The sequence below is a fragment of the Planctopirus limnophila DSM 3776 genome (assembly GCF_000092105.1).
GTDB lineage: Bacteria > Planctomycetota > Planctomycetia > Planctomycetales > Planctomycetaceae > Planctopirus > Planctopirus limnophila.
Genome location: NC_014148.1, coordinates 3,414,928 through 3,432,529, shown reverse-complemented (window position 1 = coordinate 3,432,529; position 17,602 = coordinate 3,414,928). Strand labels below are relative to the sequence as shown.

The following is a 17,602-nucleotide window of genomic DNA, read 5'->3' as shown; positions in this document are numbered from 1 at the left end:
CTTTTGGAACAAATGAATTTGCAAAGGAAACTCTGATGGATCAGAACAACCCAATACTGGCGACAGCGGAGAGTGTCGCGAGTATGCTGAGCATCTCATTGAGAACGCTTTGGCGGATGCGGAGTGCGGGGAAACTGCCTGCACCTGTCCGCGTCGGTAAATCGACACGCTGGAGAGTTTCGGATATTCAGGAATGGATTGCGGCAGGGTGCCCAGTCCCCATGGCCCCACCACTTCAAAAACGGAAGGGATAGAACGTGGCTTCGATCTATCGACCGACTTACAAGAAGAACGGCAAGACCGTTAAGGTTCGCAAGTGGTACGTCCGGTATCGCGACTATGACGGCCAACTGAAGACTGTGCCCGGCTTCACCGATAAGGGGGCCACTCAGCAACTTGCAGCCAAGCTGGAACGGGAATCTTCCATGATTCAGGCCGGGCTGTTGAGTCCTGCGGCTCGATTCAAGGACGAATCTCTGGATGAACATCTCCTGGCGTTCGAGCAGTCCTTGCGGGCCAAGCAAGTTTCAGAAGGGCAAGTCAGCCTGGTTCTGACACGCTGCCGGAAGCTCCTCGAACTTTGCAAAGTTCGACGTCTGGCAGAACTTCGTGCTGAATCGATTGCCAAAGTTCTGGCCGATCTGAGAGCAAAGAAGGGGGATAAGCAGGGGATTAGTGCCCAAACTTCGAACCATTACTTGAGAGCCATCAAGCAGCTGACTCGCTGGCTGTGCCTCGAAAAGCGGATCGGGGAAGATCCTTTGGTCCGTCTCGAAATGTTGAACGTGCAAGTCGATCGGCGGCACGATCGTCGAGCACTTTCCGATGCGGAGTTGACGCTATTGCTGACAACGGCAGCCAGTGGCGCGGAGTACCTGGGGTTCAGGGGTGAAGATCGGCGGATGCTGTATCTCGTCGCGAGTGCTACAGGCCTGAGGGCGTCAGAACTGGCCTCCTTGACTCGTGAAAGTATTTCGCTTGATCGCTCGCCGCCCACTGTGATGGTGCGGGCTGCGTACTCCAAGCGTCGGCGTGAAGACGAATTGCCCTTGTCGGAAGAGCTGCGGAGTGAACTTCAAGTATGGCTTGCCGGCAAGCCTGCAAGAACACCTTTGTGGCCGGGAGATTGGGCGAAGTATCGCTATGCGGGAAAACTTTTGAAGTTTGATCTCCAGGAAGCGGGCATACCCTACAAGGACGCCAACGGGCGATACGCCGATTTTCATGCACTGCGTCACACGTTCATCACGAACCTGGGACGAAGCGGCGTTTCGTTGACGACCGCCCAGAAGCTGGCCCGGCATTCAACGCCTGTCCTCACAGCGGCACGTTACACGCACATTGACCTGGCCGAGCAGAAGAAGGCGGTCGATTGTCTGCCGTTGCAGCGCCAGTTGCAGCGCGGAGGCGTCACAACGGGGCATTTGGAGGCAAAACCTGACACTTCTGAAGTTTTACCGGAAGAGACCGGCAAAAAAGAAAAACCCCTGAAAACCAGGGGCTTTTTGAAGAAAACTCAGCGGAGAGACAGGGATTCGAACCCTGGATACCCTTGCGGGTATGCCGGTTTTCAAGACCGGTGCATTAAACCGCTCTGCCATCTCTCCGGGCGGTACTTTTGATGCTTGCCTGACGTTAAGGGGTTGGCTTTCCGCTGTCAAGTTTTCGCAAGCGGTTTAGCGGGCTGTTTCCGGTGTGAAAACTTCTCAGGTGTCCCTGCTGCGAATCCATTGTTGGCAATTCTGGCTGGGCTGGGTGCGGGCCGATTTGTGCAGCAGGAAACACCAGAGACTGTCTACCGATTGAGATTGTCCATCGATTTCCTGTGACGACGTGCCTTGTTTCAGTGTTTGCGCGGGACGCACTTTGAATGTGGTCGATGACCGACTTCTTCGCGGAAATGGTGCGGCAGGCTGGAAGAATGGTCTGAGCTCGGGGGCTGGCCAGATCGACCGACTTATCCGTGAGATTCTGTGAGTATGGGTTCCTGATGCCATGATTCGAGAGTTGAGGAGACGCTTGGTGAAAGCACACCCAGCCGTCCTTTGGGCGGGCACTTTTGCAAGTGCCACTGCTGGCAAAGGACGGCTGGCAGAAAGACTCATGAGATATTTTGAAGTCGCTAGGTCATGTCGAGACGTTGGTCAAGTAATTACGATACATGATTCGCTGACAGGGTGATCGATGAGTGCTATATAAGAATAGCGAATCGGCGTCTCTGTGGAAAATATAGCAATATGGTTAGTAGTTATAGTAACCACCAGATTCGCCGGAAGGAGCGTCGCAGACGATGTCGCGATCGCCGTCGCAGAAATCCAGAGAATCACGGTATTTACCGCCGCCGACCGCACCCTGGTGGCCGGTCAGGCCGTCATAGCGATAGCTCTGGTTGACAGTGCCGAAGGCTGTGGCGACATCTTCCAGTTCCTGATTGACTGCGTGGGCGACTTCGGAAAGTCCAACGACAAGGGCGAGGACCGCGATGGTCGCGACGAGTACGAGTTCTGCGGAGACGATAAAGCCAGCTTCATTGTGATACAGGGAAAACAGAAGAGCATTCATGGGCAAATTCCTCGAAAACAAGATGAGTGTGTTTAGTGATTCAGAGTTTGCCATCTCGTGATTTCCATGAGCTGCTGCTCAAGGTGCATTGAAATCCGATGTGGCTGGTCGAAGGTGAAGAGTTGATGGTAGTGGCTTATGGGCGTTCGCCGGAGAAGTCGCCGTTAGGGACGATGTTGCAGTAGTTGTCGCAGAAATCTTGACGATCGCTGTATTTTGAGCCGTAGGTGCCACCCATGTGTCCATCGAGTCCACCCACCTTGTAGGACTGGTTGATGTTGCCAAAGGCAGCACCGACGTCTTCGAGTTCGTTGTTGATGTTGAGGGCGACTTCTGACAAGCCGACGATCATGGCCAGGACAGCAATGGTGGAGACCAGGACAAGTTCAGCAGAAACAATGAAACCGGCTTCGTCATTCAGGAGGGCGTTAAAGAGGTTGGTCATGATCGAGATCTTTCTGTTGTTCAAAGTGTTGAGAACTGTGTGATCCAGCGTCGTGTGGTGTTTCGCCAGATGGATAAGATGTAAAGCAGCTGTTGCGCCAATTGATTTGGAAGGGCGAGGGAGGATGTTTCCGAAAGTCAACCTGTTGTCGTAAAGTATTTATGGGCAATGAGTTATGATTGTTGACAGAAGCCCGCTTTTTCTTTTGACAAAGTGTTGCCAGCCCTCACCGCCGTGGTGTTTCGGCATCAGTGTCTGGAGAATGGTTCTCAGTTATCGATCTAACTGTATGCGGGAAATAAGGTTACGTTCTGTTGCCTCGCTTCCGGCAACATGAGGCCAATTGGCAACATGCCGTGGGTGGCTGTTCAATCGCTCTCAAGAGTTGTACGAATGAGTTCTGGAAGTGAGGCCACGTGAACTCCTCGCTCTCATGCTGATGAATCATCAGGATTTGTGGGTGAGGATGAGTGGATAAGAGCCCAGGCTGAATGATCACTGGTTCAATGAGCATGGGCCCAAAGTTGAGTGGAGTTTTCCTGAATGACAACGCATGCATCGTTCCACCCGTCATCGGCAGCACCCCTGGTGGTCGTTGTCAGCTTTGAACGATTAGCAGCGGCAGCGCTTGGTCCTTACGGAAATCAATGGGTGGAAACTCCCCATTTGGACCGACTGGTGATGGAGGGAGTCCTGTTTGAGCGATTGATTTCTCACGACCCGGATCTGGGAACGATTCCTGCCTGGTGGACGAAGGGGCTTCAACTGCTGGAAGCATCGACTCTGGCAGAGCAGGCGAATCGGTGCCGCCTGTTCGTCGAGGAGGAGAGTCAGTTTGCACAAAAGAGCTTGCAGGAAAAGCATCCTGCTCTGCTGAAATCACCTGTGGAGTTTGTCAGTGGTGGAGATGGGCTGGACGTGGCGCCCAGCCAGTTTCCATTTCCAAAACTGGTGGCTCGTGGAGTGGAGTGGCTAAAGCAGCTGGATTCAAAGATTGATCCATCGGGACGTCTGAGAGATGATGGTCAGAGCGGGGAATCGCATTGGTTATGGCTCCATTCTCGTGGAATTCCCAAGCCTTGGCTTCCTCCTCAAGAACTGGCTGATCTTTACTTTGGCGATTTTGAAGATCAGGGTTGGGCACTGGAGGAAATTGATTCGTCTGAATGGGGTGAGTTGTGGCCAGTCTATGGGAGTTATGCCTCGCTCATAGATCATGCCCTGGGGGTTCTCTTTGAAGAACTTCGAGTGCTCGCAGCGACTCGACCGGTCCAACTGCTGCTCTTTGCTGCAGCTGGTGAACTGATCGAATCGATTCATCCGGGGAGTGAGCGGATTCAGGGGACGGAGTTGATGAGTTTTCGGCCTCCCTTGATCTATTGGGAATCTGGATGCGAAGTGGAGATCTCAAACGATCAGGATCCTCTGGTTTCTACGCAAAATGTTGAGGCCTGCAGTCAAAAAGTCTTCCCTGCTGGTTCTCGCTGGAGCATGCTCCTGAGTGAAGATGATGTGGCGGCAACTATTGAGCGATGTCTGCGAAAAGCCAATCACTCGTCACCAACGTTACAGGATTATGCTAATGAAAAGTTTCCCTGCAGAGAGCATGTGATCTGGCAGGCGACAGCCCGGCAATGGAGAGGCGTGGTGACACCAGGCTATGTGTATCTGAGTTCGCAAGTTCAAGAAGATTCTCAGGGGATCGAAGGAGGCCTCACCAATTCTCCGAACGATCAAGTCTTAGAGCAGCCATGGAGCGATGCCACCAGGCGGCCACTCGACACAGAACTGGAACGACTGCATCTGCTCCCGGATGATCCCTGGCTCTTACTCAATGAAGCGGCTCAATCGCAGGACCTCGTCTTCGAAATGCGTCAAATCCTGGAGCGAAGAACGCCGTCAGCAGCAGGAAACCTGTCTGAGTGATGGACCAATGTCATTCACAAATCCTTTGTGCAGTGGCTGATTCATGGCAGATGTTGAGAGGTCGCCAATTCTTTGATCGGGAAGAATCTGTCGAACATCACATTCGACGACAGGTCATGAGGTTGATACCATCAATTGGTGTTGATTTGTTTTTGGGGACATCACTGAATGCCTGGTCGAGACCTTGGCCGTGCTTGAGGTTCATGGTTTATCCGAGTCTGTTCCCGAAAAACATCCTGAGTCATTGAGTTTCATTTTTAACTACCGCCAGAGAGGTCTGCGATGAGTGATCGTCCCATGGGTTGTACGCGTCGTGATATGCTTCGAGTTTCAGGGCTGGCAGTGGCCGGCATGGCTTTTGGATCGATGACAGCGACACGGTCAGTGGCGGCAGCTTTACAGACATCGGCCAGTCCGTTTGAAATTTCACTGGCTCAGTGGTCATTGCATAAGGCTTTCTTTGACAAGAAGGCTGACCCCATGGACTTTGCGAAGATCGCGAAAGAAGAATTTGGCATTAACGCCATTGAGTATGTGAATCAGTTCTACAAAGGCAAAGCCGAAGACCAGGCCTTCCTGGCTGACTTGAAGAAGCGCGCAGACGATCATGGGGTGAAGAGCCTGCTGATCATGTGCGATGGGGAAGGGGCTCTGGGTGACGCCGACGAAGCGAAACGCAAAAAGGCTGTCGAGAATCATTACAAGTGGGTGGCTGCCGCCAAGTATCTGGGTTGCCACTCAATTCGAGTGAATGCACAGAGCGGTGGATCGTATGATGAGCAGTTGGCACGTGCTGCTGATGGCCTGCGTCGGCTCACCGAATTTGCGGCGACTCACGATATCAATGTGATCGTGGAAAACCATGGCGGGCTCTCTTCAAATGGTGCCTGGCTGGCTGCTGTGATGAAGAAGGTCGATCATCCCCGCTGCGGGACTTTGCCTGACTTCGGGAATTTCCGTGTCAGCAAAGATGAGATGTATGATCGCTACAAAGGTGTTGAGGAATTGATGCCCTTTGCCAAAGCTGTCAGTGCGAAGTCTCACGACTTCGATGCGGCTGGCAATGAGATCCACACCGACTATCGCAAGATGATGAAGATTGTGGCCAGCTTTGGTTACAAAGGCTATGTCGGTATTGAATATGAAGGGAGTAAAATCTCCGAAGCTGACGGGATCAAGGCGACTAAGAAACTGCTTGAAACTGTACGCAGTGAGATGGCGTAGTTTGGTGTTGGGTGTTTGAGGTTTGGCGTTTGTGGGGAGTTGATGGTTGTGGGTGGGTTGTCATGGGATGGCCTTTCCAAACACCAAATGCCCAACATCAAACACCACCTCTCTCACTCCCCATAGGCCTCCTTCTCGAACGGATTTTCCCGATAGCAATCGCGGCCTCGGAGCCAGAGGAAACCACTGGCTCCGAGGTAAGCGGGAATGAAGGCCGGGCCCCAGCGTTCGTATTGACGGACATGGATCCGCTCGTGAGCACGTGTGAAATCGTGTGCTTCGCGTGATTGTGCCAGGACGGTATGGCCGAACGTGATGGCTGTGATACTGGAGAGAGCCCCCCAGGGGCGATTCAACCAGGAGGCAAGTTTGGGGCCGCTGATTTCCAGGACACCGTCGACCCAGACCCATTGATTGGTGCTTCGACCCACAATCAATGCCATTAGAATGCCAAGGAGGGTGTTGGGGGATGCCCAGGCATAGGCGGCTAATTTCTTAAGTCTGTCCATCATTCGCTGCCTGTCGTATTCGAGGGAAATTGAGCGAAGCATCGAGTGCCAGCGAACGGTCAAATTGAGATGATCGGATCGTCATCAGTAATTCTGGTTCAATTGCCTGTTGATCACGAAGTTTTGGGAACTCGTGGTGCAAGGATCCCTTCAGATCTCATGCACAGGTACATTTTGGATAATCAGGAATCTTGATTCAGGTTCCGGCAGCGCGATCCCATATCGCCGAGTTGACCAATCAGTGAATGGAGGCAAGACGATGTTAACAAGTTTTGGGAAATGCTTTGTCGGGATGGTGTTGGTATGTCTGCTGCCGGTGGTGCAGGGTGGAGAGGCCGAACAGAACCTCAAGGCTTTTCCTCCGGCTGAGCCGGGAATGACTCGACATGTGATCTTTCTGGAGCCGCAACCTGATGAAAGCCTGTTTAAAGTTGAGTTACAGGTGGGGAAAGTGGTCAAGACTGACAGTCGCAATCACTTCTTCTTCGGTGGAAGTCTAGAGGCCAAAAATATCGATGGTTGGGGTTTTACGAAGTATGTGGTTGCCAAACTGGGGCCCATGGGTGGCACTTTGATTGGCGTCGATCCCAATGAACCCCTGGTGGATCGTTTTGTCACACTGGGAGGCGAACCACAGTTGATCCGCTACAACAGTCGGTTGCCAGTCGTGGTTTATGTTCCTGAGGGGGCCGAAGTCCGGTATCGGATCTGGCGCGCGGATGATAAAACCACCATCGTCCCAGCGAAATAGACAACGCTCGGCACAGGGTTCAAGATTCGACGACAGGAAGTGTTCGCCTGCAGTGTTTCGCTCATCGTGATTCACTAAAAGTGCGAAAACGATGTGTCGAGAGCCATCGATATTGTCCACACATGGTACCGATTCATCGGAGATTGTTGATGTGGACTTACGAAAAGGCCCTGCTGGATCGAATTTTGATCGACCAGACGCAACTTTTTCAGTGATCTGACTCGCTGGTTTCGAATTCTCATGAGAGAATGAGTTGAATTCGAGGCTCATGTACCAGCCTGGGATGATTCGAGAGTTGCTGGTCATTGATCGTTTTTCGATCTGGTCATCCATGGAAATCGAGGCACGGGATGTTGGTATTGTCAGGTACTGCAAAGCAATTTCTGGCGGTCAGCACTTGTGCTCTGTTGCTGATGACCGGTTGCCAGAAGGAGAATGCCTATCAGGAGCCACCTCCTCCCAAGGTCAAAGTGGCGCTGCCTGTCGTGCAGCCAGTCACGCAGTACTATGAGTTCACCGGGACGACAGCTTCTGTTGATACGGTCGAGTTGAAAGCCCGTGTCACGGGTTACCTTCATAAAGTCCACTTCAAAGATGGTGCCCGGGTCAAAGCGGGTGAGTTGCTGTTCACCATCGAACAGGATCCCTTCCGCATTACCCTTGAACAGGCCAAAGCGAATTTGAGAAAGGCCGAAGCGGCTTATGCACTCTCTGTAGCCGATCTGGCTCGAGTGGAAACGCTGGTCAAAAAGAATGTCGCCACCAGTGCAGACCTGGATACGACTGTCGCTGAACGCGATAGTAACCTGGCACAGATCGAAGCGGAGAAGGCGGCTGTCCAGCGGGCCGAACTGGATATGAAATACACCGAGATCCGCTCGCCGATTGATGGACGAGTTGGCCGGAGAATGATCGATGAGGGCAATATTGTCCTCGCACAGGAAACGCTTTTGACAACTGTTGAGGCCTACGATCCCGTGTATGTCTATTTCAATGTCAGTGAGCGAGAACTTCTGGAGTTCCGCGCGAATCTGGTCAAGAATGCGCAGGATCCAGAGCATCGTACTCCGGTGCCACTGCAGATGGGGCTGTTGACGGATGTGGGTTATCCTTATTCAGGATTCTCGGATTATACCGATCCTGGTGTGGATGCGAGCACAGGGACTTTACTTGTCAGAGGGACCTTCCCGAATCCGGATGGCGGTATACTTCCCGGATTATTTGTCCGCATCCGAGCTCCACAAAAAGTGCTGCCTCAGGCTCTGCTGGTACCTGATCTGGCGTTAGGAACAAACCAGGAAGGGAAGTACCTGCTGGTGGTCGATGCCGAGAATAAGGTTCAGCAGAAAACAGTGACGACGGGTTCGAAGATAGGCGAGTTTCGTGTAATTCTCACCGGGATCACTGCTGCTGATCGAGTCGTGATTTCGGGCTTGCAGCGTGCTCAACCAGACAGTCTGGTTGTGCCTGTGGTCGAGAAGCTTTCGCCCCCTTCAGCCAGTGATGTCGATCAATCAGCGGAGAGCACTCCAGCAAAGGCTGGCACTTCTCAGGACGGTCAACCGGCACAGAAAACTTCGGAGACGCCTGCCCAGCCAGCCGGTGATTCTCCACAGGCAGATGCCAAGAAAGAGCCCTCATCTCCCGGTCAGGGGAATTGAGGGTTCTGGTATGAACCAGCACCTTCGACAGTCTCTCCTTGAGCAACTCCGTGGATATGCTTGCCTTGATCTGAAAGTTGATTGTGCCAGCACCCTTTGCCGACAGTCAGTTTGTTACCATCAGTGGTCATCGGATGCACTACCGGGATGCCGGTGCAGGTCGACCTGTCATCATGCTCCATGGAAATCCGAACTGGAGTTATTACTTTCGAAACCTGATTGATTCGCTCAAAGCCACACATCGTTGTCTTGTCCCGGATCACATTGGTTGTGGACTCTCTGATAAGCCGGCCGATCGCGACTATCCTTATCGACTGGAACGTCGCATTTCGGACATCACGGAATGGATCGATGGGCTGCAATTGACGGAACCGGTGACTCTTGTCGTGCATGACTGGGGTGGCATGATTGGCTGCGGCTGGGCCGTCGAGCATGTGGAACAGGTTGAGCGTCTGGTGATTCTGAATACCGGTGCGTTCCCTCTTCCAAAGCAAAAGCCTGTGCCGTGGCAATTGCGACTGGCCCGCACACCGGGGCTGGGGTCACTTCTGGTTCGCGGATTCAATGCCTTCAGTGAAGGGGCTGTCCGCAGTTGTGTGACTCGTCGCCCCATGCCAGCCGATGTGGCTCGCAGTTATTGTGCCCCGTATGACTCGTGGTCTAATCGCCGGGCAGTCCATCGATTCGTGCAGGATATTCCTTTGAATGAGCAGCATCCCAGTTGGGTCGCTGTCTCGAAGACCGCCCAGGCACTGCACCGCCTGCAATCTAAACCGATGCTGATTGGCTGGGGCGCTAAAGATTTTGTATTTGATGACCATTTTCTGGCGGAATGGCGAGTTCGATTTTCTCAGGCTCATGTCCGTTATTTTCCTGATTGCGGCCACTACATCCTTGAAGATGCTCAAGAAGAGCTGATTCCACTGATCTCTGATTTTGTCCGAGGAAAAGAAATCAGCTAAGGTGTGTGGCACGATGAGTTTGAGAGACATGCAGCAGTTGAGCTGATCCTCGTCAACCGGGAGATTAACGCCATGGTACCAGCTTCGATGGAGAAAACGGATCAGACTCTGCGGCCTGTTGACTCAGAGGCTTCTTCAAAAGCATGGTTTCATCCGCTGGAGGTTTTCGCTGGCGAAGATGAGTCGAACAAATGGCGGCAGGAACTCTCGGAGCTGGAGCCGCCCGCTCATCGAACTTATACGCCGACTCAAGCGGTTCTAGCGCGATCTTCCGGAATCTACCATTGGACGACCGAAGGCCGCCGGTTGTACGACTTCACATCGGGAGTTCTCGTTTCGAATCTGGGGCATAATCCATTGCGTTGGATGAGGCGTTTTGCCAGGTATTCCCAGTGGCTGCCGAACCTGCTCTTTGGTGACATCGAGAGTGACGAAATCACCGGTGCCGAAGAGTTTGGCATGGGTTTAACCATGACGGCTTACAACAGTGTGACTTCGATTGAAGTGCTGGCCTGTGAACGTCTGGTGAAAAGTCTGCAACAGACACCACTCGGCAGACGACTGGAGACAATTGCCTGGGCAGCCTCTGGTTCAGAAGCCGTTCATAAAGCCCTGTGGGTGTGCCTGAATCGCGATCCATCGAGGCCCATGATTCTTGCCACGCGTTATGGATATCACGGCAAGAAAGGTCTTTCCAATGCCGTGACTGGCTCTGAAAGTGATCGGGAACGAGATCCTCGGGTGCGTTTCATTGGTTTTCCCCGCGAAGAGATTCGAGATCAGTCGGCAGCCGCTCCCATCGATTTGACGGTCTATCGAAAGGAACTGGAGTCGATCTGGGCCGAATATGGTTCGAAGATCGGGTGTCTGATTACTGAGCCTTATCTGGGAGGTGGCGGGAGCTATCATCCTCCGCGCGAATACCATCAGTTGCTGCAGCAGTTCTGCAGGGAGCACGACATCCTGCTGATCTTTGACGAGGTTCAAGCCAATTTTGGCCGCACTGGCTCGATGTACGCTTTTGAGAAGTACGGAGTCGAACCGGATTTTGTCGTGCTGGGTAAGGGGCTGGGGAATGGTGTTCCCGTGGCAGCCGTGGCGGGCTCGTCGAAATGGATGAAGATGCTCCCCTATGGCGAGTTGAGTGACACATGGAGTGCAAATCCACTTTCCTGTGCTGCGGTTGTCGCCACGCTGGATGAATTCGAGTCGCGTGATTTGATGAGCCATGTGCGGCAAATGGAACCACGGATGTTGGCCGGTCTGAATCGTTTGAAAGAGACCGGGTTAACTTCGTATGTCCGTGGCGAGGGGATGGTATATGGGATCGAATGCGCCCCATTTGCAGGACTGGCTCCTGCAGAAGTCGCAGCAGCGATTGTCAGTGGCTGCTATCAAGGCCATGGGCTTCAAAGTGATGGAACCTGGGGCGACGGGATTCATCTGCTGGGCCCGCTTTCCAAGTGCGTACTGCGTGTCAGTCCGCCACTGGTGATCACCAGCGAGCAGGTCGAAGCTTCGATGGAACTGTTCTACAACCTGTTGAAAGCTGTTCGTCAAAAGCTCTCGTGAGGCTTTTCAATCAGTGCCTATTTTCATACGAACTCCCGGATACAAGGGCGCATTGAGTGCCCAGCTTGTGGCTCGGAGCGAGCATGTTTGATCGACTCTTTGCACGCAATTGTTTTCTGGGATGCGTATCCGAGAGCGCCGGCTGACAAAAAGACAGGCCACATACTGCTGGCAAGTATGTGGCCTGTCGTGTTCATGCTGACCAGCAAACTACTGATCATTCTGCGAGTTGTGATGCCGGTCTACTTCTTGCCGGTGGTGGCGCCGGGGAAGTTATCGGTGCGGAAAGGGACGGCTGGCAAACCGGCTGCGTTGAACAGAGTCGCATCGGGATTATTGGCCCAGGCATAGCGGACAGCGACGGGCTTGGTGATCGAGTCAGGGACGACCAGCACGACGGTATCGCCATCAATCGACGCTTTGGCCCAGGCCCATTTTTTGTCTTCGCCGCAAACGGCAAAGCTGCGGAGTTCATCGCCAGCCACTTTCAACCCGCCATGGACATGATCGAACGCCAGACGGATTTTGTTGCCTTCTACGGTCATCGATTTGTAGACCGGGCCCTGCGAAGGGACATCTTTGCCATATGTGTTTTTCAGAGCCAATAGTGCCAGTCGCTTGCCGACATCCTGTTTGTTTTGAGGGTGAATATCCTTTTCTTCACCAATATCGATGATAATGGCTGTGCCTGCATTGGGGACATTTTTGCCAGTCAGCCACTGAGCTTCGCGAAGTTCAGCCCAGGCACTTTCGACAGGTTCTGGGGTCTTGGCGAGATAATTGGCAAGTTGGACGACATAGAAGGGGAAATCACCTTGTCCCCATTGCTTCCGCCAGTCAGCAATCATGGTGGGGAGCAGTTTGCGATACTGTTCGGCACGGCCGGCGTTCGATTCACCCTGATACCAGATCGCTCCTTTGATCGAAAAGGGAACGATCGGTGCAATCATGCCGTTGTAGAGAACTGAAGGGCGGTTGGGGCCGTTTTTCTGCTTTTCATCGTTGTTGGCAGCTTCACCCCGCTTGAGGATATCTGCATAGTCGGCATCGGCAGCCAAGGCTTCAGCGCTGGTCCAGGCTTCGCACAGCGTTCCGCCCCAGGCATCGTTAATCAACCCCACAGGTCGATCAAGTTTCTGATGAAGGTCGCGGCCGAAGTAATAACCGACAGCTGTCACGTTGCTAATAGTCTCGGGGCTGACTTCGATCCACTTGGCGTTGATATCTTTTTGTGGTTGATTGGCAGCCACCTTCGGCACCATAAAGACACGAATTCCAGGATACTTGGCCGCTGCGATTTCTTCTTTGGGGTTCATGGAACGCGAGACAGTCCACTCCATATTCGACTGACCCGAGCAGACCCAGACATCGGCGACAATCACATTCTTAGGTTCAATGGTGTTTTTGCCGGCGACTTTGAATGTTGTCGGGCCGAACTTCTCAATGGCCGGTAACTCGACCTTCCATGAACCGCCCGCTGCTTTGGTGGTCGCTGAGTTGGAACCAATCGTGACGGTGACATCTTCGCCTTCGTCGGCCCAACCCCAGACCTTGAGAGGCACGCCCTGTTGAAGGGCCATGTTGTCACTGAAGATTGATGGCAACTTGACATCAGCCATGGCAGAGGGCAAAGAAGCCACGGACAAGACAGCACAAGTTGCCGCCACCAGCCAGCTTCGAGAGCGGGTGCTTGTTTTCCCAGCAGTTTCAATCGAATGCGGAACGAATTTTGAACCAATCATGAGGCAGATTCCTGGAGAGAAAGATCGGAGGATTCAGTTGGAGGCGCTCATGGCCCGCTGGCTGTTCAGCACCACGGATCACGACAAACGCCGGCAACTGAGAGTGGAAGCAGGGTTAATCTGCTGATAACTAAACATGTTCATGGGAGAGATGCAAGCATCGGTGTTTTTTGATGGGAAGTTGCTGTGGACAGACGAACTTCAAATGGCATCACCAGTGAATCGAAAATTTGCTATCTTCTTGCAGCATGAACATGCCCTCGCTCCCGTTTCAGTTTGACGACAGTACGTCGCTTCATCCGCGCCTCAATCGGGCTTTGATCCTGCTTGAATGGCTGAGTGGTTTAGTGGCCTTGGTGCTGGTGTTAAGTGACCAGGGGTTTGTCCGTCAAAAGGAAAGCTTACCCGGGCAGGAACTGACCAATTCCAACTGGTGGCTCCTGGGTTTGACCGCAGCCTGCCTGGCATTACCCGTGGTGACATTGCCAGTACGGTATTGGTGGAGTCGAACCCGATCGACCTTTCTGCGATCTCACGCGCTCCTCGTGACCATTACGTTGATCTGGTTTCTTGGCGCCATCGCCTTTTCCATTCCTACAGCGACGATGGAAGTCATTCAGGAAGAAATTGCAGGGACTCACGGCCCCGGTCAGGGGATGATTTTCTGGACGGAATTATTTGGGCTCTTGCGAGGGATTTCCTCGCTGATTCGACTGATCCGCTGGTCGACCGAAGCCGGTTTGAGCCCGGCCTTAGTTTTTGTGGCCAGTTTTCTCCTGCTGATTTTCAGTGGCACACTGCTGTTAATGCTGCCTCGCTGCCGACCCGAAGGCTTGCCACCAGCAACGTGGCTCGAAGCTTTGTTCACCGCCACCAGTGCCTGCTGTGTGACTGGGTTGAATGTGGTTGACCCAGGAACATATTGGAGCCGGACGGGCCAGTGCGTCATTCTGGGTCTGATTCAGGCCGGTGGACTGGGCGTCATGTCGTTTGGAGCATTTATCGCGCTGGTTGTGACTCGCAACATTGCTGCCAGGGAAGCTGCCACTTTTCGAGATCTTCTCGAATCTGATCGACTGGGCGATGTTTCGGGGCTGATTAAGGACATCATTGCCTTTACGCTGGCCATCGAACTCGTGGGTGCGGTGGCGATTTCCGGATTGTGGAGCCATTTGCCTCTGGGCGAACAGATTTTTTACAGCGTGTTTCATTCGGTCAGTGCATTCTGCAATGCCGGCTTTTGTCTGCATGCCGAGGGCCTGATCGGGCGGGAACTGCGACCAGAAGTCTGGGGCGGAATTGCCCTGCTCATCATTTTGGGAGGGATCGGCTTTGGGCCACTCCACAATTTGCGAGAGATTGCCAGCCATCAATTTCTGAAAATCTTCATGCCTCAGAAAATCTCGCCTTCGATAGGCCGCATGCGGGTTTCCTTAACGACCAGAATTGTCTTTCGAGTGACGATCGCACTCCTTGTGGGTGGAGCTGTGGTACTGTTTCTGACAGAGCTGGGGCGTCCTGTGGCGGGCCAGACGATCTGGCAACAGATTGCGAATGCCTGGTTCCATTCGGTCACGTTACGAACAGCCGGCTTTAACACCATGGATCATTCACAGTTAACTCCAGCCAGCAAACTTATAAGTATTGTTTTGATGTTTATCGGGGCGTCCCCCGGATCGACAGGTGGGGGGATCAAAACGACATGTTTTGCTGTAGCGATCCTGACATTGAGGTCAGTCCTTCAGCAGAAGAGTCATATTGAAGCGGGAGGCCGCACGATCCCTCAGGAACAGATTCTGCGTGGCTTGTCGATTGTGGCCTTGTCACTGACAGCGATTATTGGCTGCACGTTGATCCTGGTGATCGTGGAGAACAAACCTACACTGTTTCTCGATCATTTTTATGAAGCCACAAGTGCCTTCGCGACCGTCGGTGTTTCCACGGGGATTACGCCGAGTCTGAAGCCCCTGTCGCAACTGGCATTGATTGCAACGATGTTCATTGGCCGCATTGGCGCTGTCACATTGGTGGTGGCTCTGGCAGGTTCAGCGAGCCAGGTGGTCTATCGTTACCCGGATGAGCGTATTTCTCTGGGCTGAAAGATAAAGATGAGGTTGCCGAAAAGTGGGAACCTTGCGGCTGTGAATCGTTTGTGAGGATGCAGGCTGGCAAACAACACAGCCCTGAAACTGAATCGATTTCAGTTCCAGGGCTGTGAATTGTTTTACGCCTGTTTTTGGAATCAGGCCAAGAGTTGGTTAGCGGGCAGTATCCCACCACCAGCGACCTTCCGGCAATTGTGGTCGAGCAGCTGCTTCGGAGACAGTTTCAAGACGTGGTGACAGTTGCTGACGGTTTTTGTCGCCAACCATCTGGGCAGCATTGGCCCGGACACCACCAGCGACCTGAACAACAATGTTTTTCCCATTGTAGACACGGTGATTGACCACCGAATCGACTTCTGTGGGGGCTGGCAGGTGAGCGGGGTCATAGCTTTCGCCAGCGGCAAAGACACCGAAGTTCCAGTTCACTTTCTGATCGAGTTTTTCATGAGTGATGATGGCCGCAGCCATGGCCAGTTCGAAGATATTCTTCGCTTCTCCGAAGACAAGATCGTTGGCAGCGAGTGTGTCGTAATTGGTGGTGAAGTTTTCGGCAAACTGGCGGTTCGTGGCCTCTGACAGACCTGTGGGCAGGTGCTTACCATCGGCTGTGAGGAGCTGATTCTCCGACTGGCATTTCACGGTTGTTCCAGCAAGCTGGAAGGTATCGCGATCTGGCGAGTGCGAAATGCTCTGGCAATCGAGTGTCAGCCACCAGCGGAGGGCATCCATCGAGCCATTCTTCTGCAGCGAAGCGGGGAGCAGGTCGAAGTAGCTGGGAACTTCCTTGGCGAGATCCAGTTGATCGACGCCGACCAGTTTCATGCGATAATCCGCTTCAACCAGAGTCCGGGCAGCATGGCTGTCGGCTGGGATACCCCAGACCACAATATCCTGACGGCCCAGCTTTTTCTGAAGCTGATTGACCCAGCTCTTCACAGCAGCAGGAGCCAGCGGCCCTTTCTGCTGAGAAGTTTCGGCATACTCCATGAGAGCTTTCACACCGGCTTCACGAGTATTGATCGAGCAACCGAAATCAGCAGTCCCCTGGGAGTAGGCCCGCAGCACAGTGACGAAATCATCCAGGCTGAGGACAGGTTGCTGGCTGGATGTTCCAATCGCTCGTCCCGCAGCATCGACAGACCAGCCTTCAGCCGGGCCACCCACCACAATATCGTTGTCTTCGGGATAGACGAAGACATATTCAATGGAGGTCAGGCCGGCAAATCGGCTCATCGATTCAGGAACTGGCAGTCCATCTTCAAGACGCTGAGCAACGGCCTGCTCGAGTCGCTTCAAAGAAACCAGACGCAAGCCGCTGGACTGTTGAAGTTCCTGATTTACAGCCGGGGTACGAACATTTTCGCGAAGTGCCTTCAGGGCGGTGCTGGTCACTTGTGTCTGCCGTTCCAGCAGGCCGCGACCATCGACACGAACACCTGTCGGGAATGGAGTAATGGCACCGTCGCCACCATCGATTTCATCCCAGTTGGTCGCACTGGTGTTTTCCATGATGATGAGTTCGAGTGTGCGGAAGTCTGGCTGCAACCCGCCACCGGCATGAGTGGCCCCAGCCGCAGCGCGACGGGCAGCTTGCCGGGCGGTGCGATCACTGATGCGACTGAGTGTGACGCGGGATGGTTGGAATTCACCCGTTGCGGCCTGGGCAGCTGCAATTTGCTGCAAGAGTGCCGTGCGTTCTTCGGGTGAGTTTGATGTCAGTGCGAGATCTGTCGCCTGTCCAAATTCGCCCGCATTAAGATGAGCATTCACTGCGTCGCCGATAGCGGCATGGGCAACACTCATCGAGGACAGAGCCCCGAGAGCGAGCATGGTACGGACGCCCCAATTGGCAAGTGAGCGGCGGAGAGTTGTCGGAATCATGAAGATCATTTCCCGGTTGACCAAGGACCAGACCGAACCCAGTCTGAAAGTTCAATCTAAGACAATATGCATGGGGCATTGTTCGTCTCCTGAGGTGGCTTCAGGAGTCAACAAGCACCGTAATATTCAGATTGCAAAAAACGGAATAACGAATATGGGCAGTATGAACTGCTGAGCAGGAACGAAATTTCTTTTCCCTAGTTTGTCTAAGTGCCCCCTCTTTTTGCCAGCGAATTTTCGCAGGCTCTCACAAGTTTTTGGG

General features: G+C 53.3%; 13 protein-coding genes, 1 tRNA gene and 1 pseudogene. 9 read left to right on the top strand and 6 right to left on the bottom strand.

The window, feature by feature from the left end; all coding sequences use genetic code 11:
* Positions 1-35 precede the first annotated feature (35 nt).
* A complete protein-coding gene (locus PLIM_RS13620; RefSeq protein WP_081440350.1) occupies positions 36-254 on the top strand; it encodes a helix-turn-helix transcriptional regulator in 219 nt (72 codons plus the stop codon).
* Positions 255-425: 171 nt separating this feature from the next.
* Positions 426-1,334: pseudogene (locus tag PLIM_RS25035) on the top strand (tyrosine-type recombinase/integrase); the annotation flags it as partial.
* A 186-nt stretch (positions 1,335-1,520) separates the two neighbouring features.
* On the opposite strand, the gene PLIM_RS13605 reads toward PLIM_RS25035, so the two are convergent.
* The 3 genes from PLIM_RS13605 to PLIM_RS13595 form a co-directional block, all read right to left on the bottom strand.
* Positions 1,521-1,607, bottom strand: a tRNA-Ser gene (locus tag PLIM_RS13605).
* A 634-nt stretch (positions 1,608-2,241) separates the two neighbouring features.
* The gene (locus PLIM_RS13600) at positions 2,242-2,562 is read right to left on the bottom strand and encodes a hypothetical protein (protein WP_013110901.1); all 321 of its coding nucleotides are present in this window, start codon (positions 2,560-2,562) and stop codon (positions 2,242-2,244) included.
* 136 nt (positions 2,563-2,698) lie between these two features.
* Positions 2,699-3,007: a hypothetical protein gene (locus PLIM_RS13595; protein ID WP_013110900.1), complete on the bottom strand. Its 309-nt coding sequence runs from the start codon at positions 3,005-3,007 to the stop codon at positions 2,699-2,701.
* Positions 3,008-3,550: 543 nt separating this feature from the next.
* Here PLIM_RS13595 and PLIM_RS13585 point away from each other — a divergent pair.
* Together PLIM_RS13585 and PLIM_RS13580 are read left to right on the top strand one after the other, a co-directional pair.
* Positions 3,551-4,933, top strand: coding sequence for an alkaline phosphatase family protein (locus tag PLIM_RS13585; RefSeq protein ID WP_013110899.1), 1,383 nt, complete (start codon positions 3,551-3,553; stop codon positions 4,931-4,933).
* A gap of 282 nt (positions 4,934-5,215) precedes the next feature.
* Positions 5,216-6,157, top strand: coding sequence for a sugar phosphate isomerase/epimerase family protein (locus PLIM_RS13580; protein WP_013110897.1), 942 nt, complete (start codon positions 5,216-5,218; stop codon positions 6,155-6,157).
* A gap of 113 nt (positions 6,158-6,270) precedes the next feature.
* Here the strand turns inward: PLIM_RS13580 and PLIM_RS13575 are convergent, their stop codons facing one another.
* Entirely contained in the window at positions 6,271-6,669 is a 399-nt protein-coding gene (locus PLIM_RS13575; RefSeq protein ID WP_013110896.1) for a hypothetical protein, read from the bottom strand.
* A 256-nt stretch (positions 6,670-6,925) separates the two neighbouring features.
* Here PLIM_RS13575 and PLIM_RS13570 point away from each other — a divergent pair, with 256 nt between their 5' ends.
* The 4 genes from PLIM_RS13570 to PLIM_RS13555 all read left to right on the top strand — a co-directional run bounded on the left by PLIM_RS13570 (position 6,926) and on the right by PLIM_RS13555 (position 11,612).
* A complete protein-coding gene (locus PLIM_RS13570) occupies positions 6,926-7,417 on the top strand; it encodes an ecotin (RefSeq protein WP_013110895.1) in 492 nt (163 codons plus the stop codon).
* Between the two features lie 359 nt (positions 7,418-7,776).
* Entirely contained in the window at positions 7,777-9,078 is a 1,302-nt protein-coding gene (locus PLIM_RS13565; protein WP_196349450.1) for an efflux RND transporter periplasmic adaptor subunit, read from the top strand.
* 77 nt (positions 9,079-9,155) lie between these two features.
* Positions 9,156-10,040 (top strand): alpha/beta fold hydrolase, encoded by an 885-nt coding sequence (locus PLIM_RS13560; protein ID WP_013110893.1) that lies wholly within the window; start codon positions 9,156-9,158, stop codon positions 10,038-10,040.
* 72 nt (positions 10,041-10,112) lie between these two features.
* On the top strand, positions 10,113-11,612 hold the full coding sequence (locus PLIM_RS13555) for an aspartate aminotransferase family protein (protein WP_013110892.1): 1,500 nt from the start codon (positions 10,113-10,115) through the stop codon (positions 11,610-11,612).
* Between the two features lie 242 nt (positions 11,613-11,854).
* Here the strand turns inward: PLIM_RS13555 and PLIM_RS13550 are convergent, their stop codons facing one another.
* Entirely contained in the window at positions 11,855-13,354 is a 1,500-nt protein-coding gene (locus PLIM_RS13550; RefSeq protein ID WP_013110891.1) for a sialate O-acetylesterase, read from the bottom strand.
* Between the two features lie 254 nt (positions 13,355-13,608).
* Here PLIM_RS13550 and PLIM_RS13545 point away from each other — a divergent pair, with 254 nt between their 5' ends.
* On the top strand, positions 13,609-15,453 hold the full coding sequence (locus PLIM_RS13545) for a TrkH family potassium uptake protein (RefSeq protein ID WP_052301580.1): 1,845 nt from the start codon (positions 13,609-13,611) through the stop codon (positions 15,451-15,453).
* Positions 15,454-15,612: 159 nt separating this feature from the next.
* Here PLIM_RS13545 and PLIM_RS13540 read toward each other — a convergent pair whose 3' ends face one another.
* The gene (locus PLIM_RS13540) at positions 15,613-17,340 is read right to left on the bottom strand and encodes a DUF1598 domain-containing protein (protein ID WP_013110889.1); all 1,728 of its coding nucleotides are present in this window, start codon (positions 17,338-17,340) and stop codon (positions 15,613-15,615) included.
* Positions 17,341-17,602 lie beyond the last annotated feature (262 nt).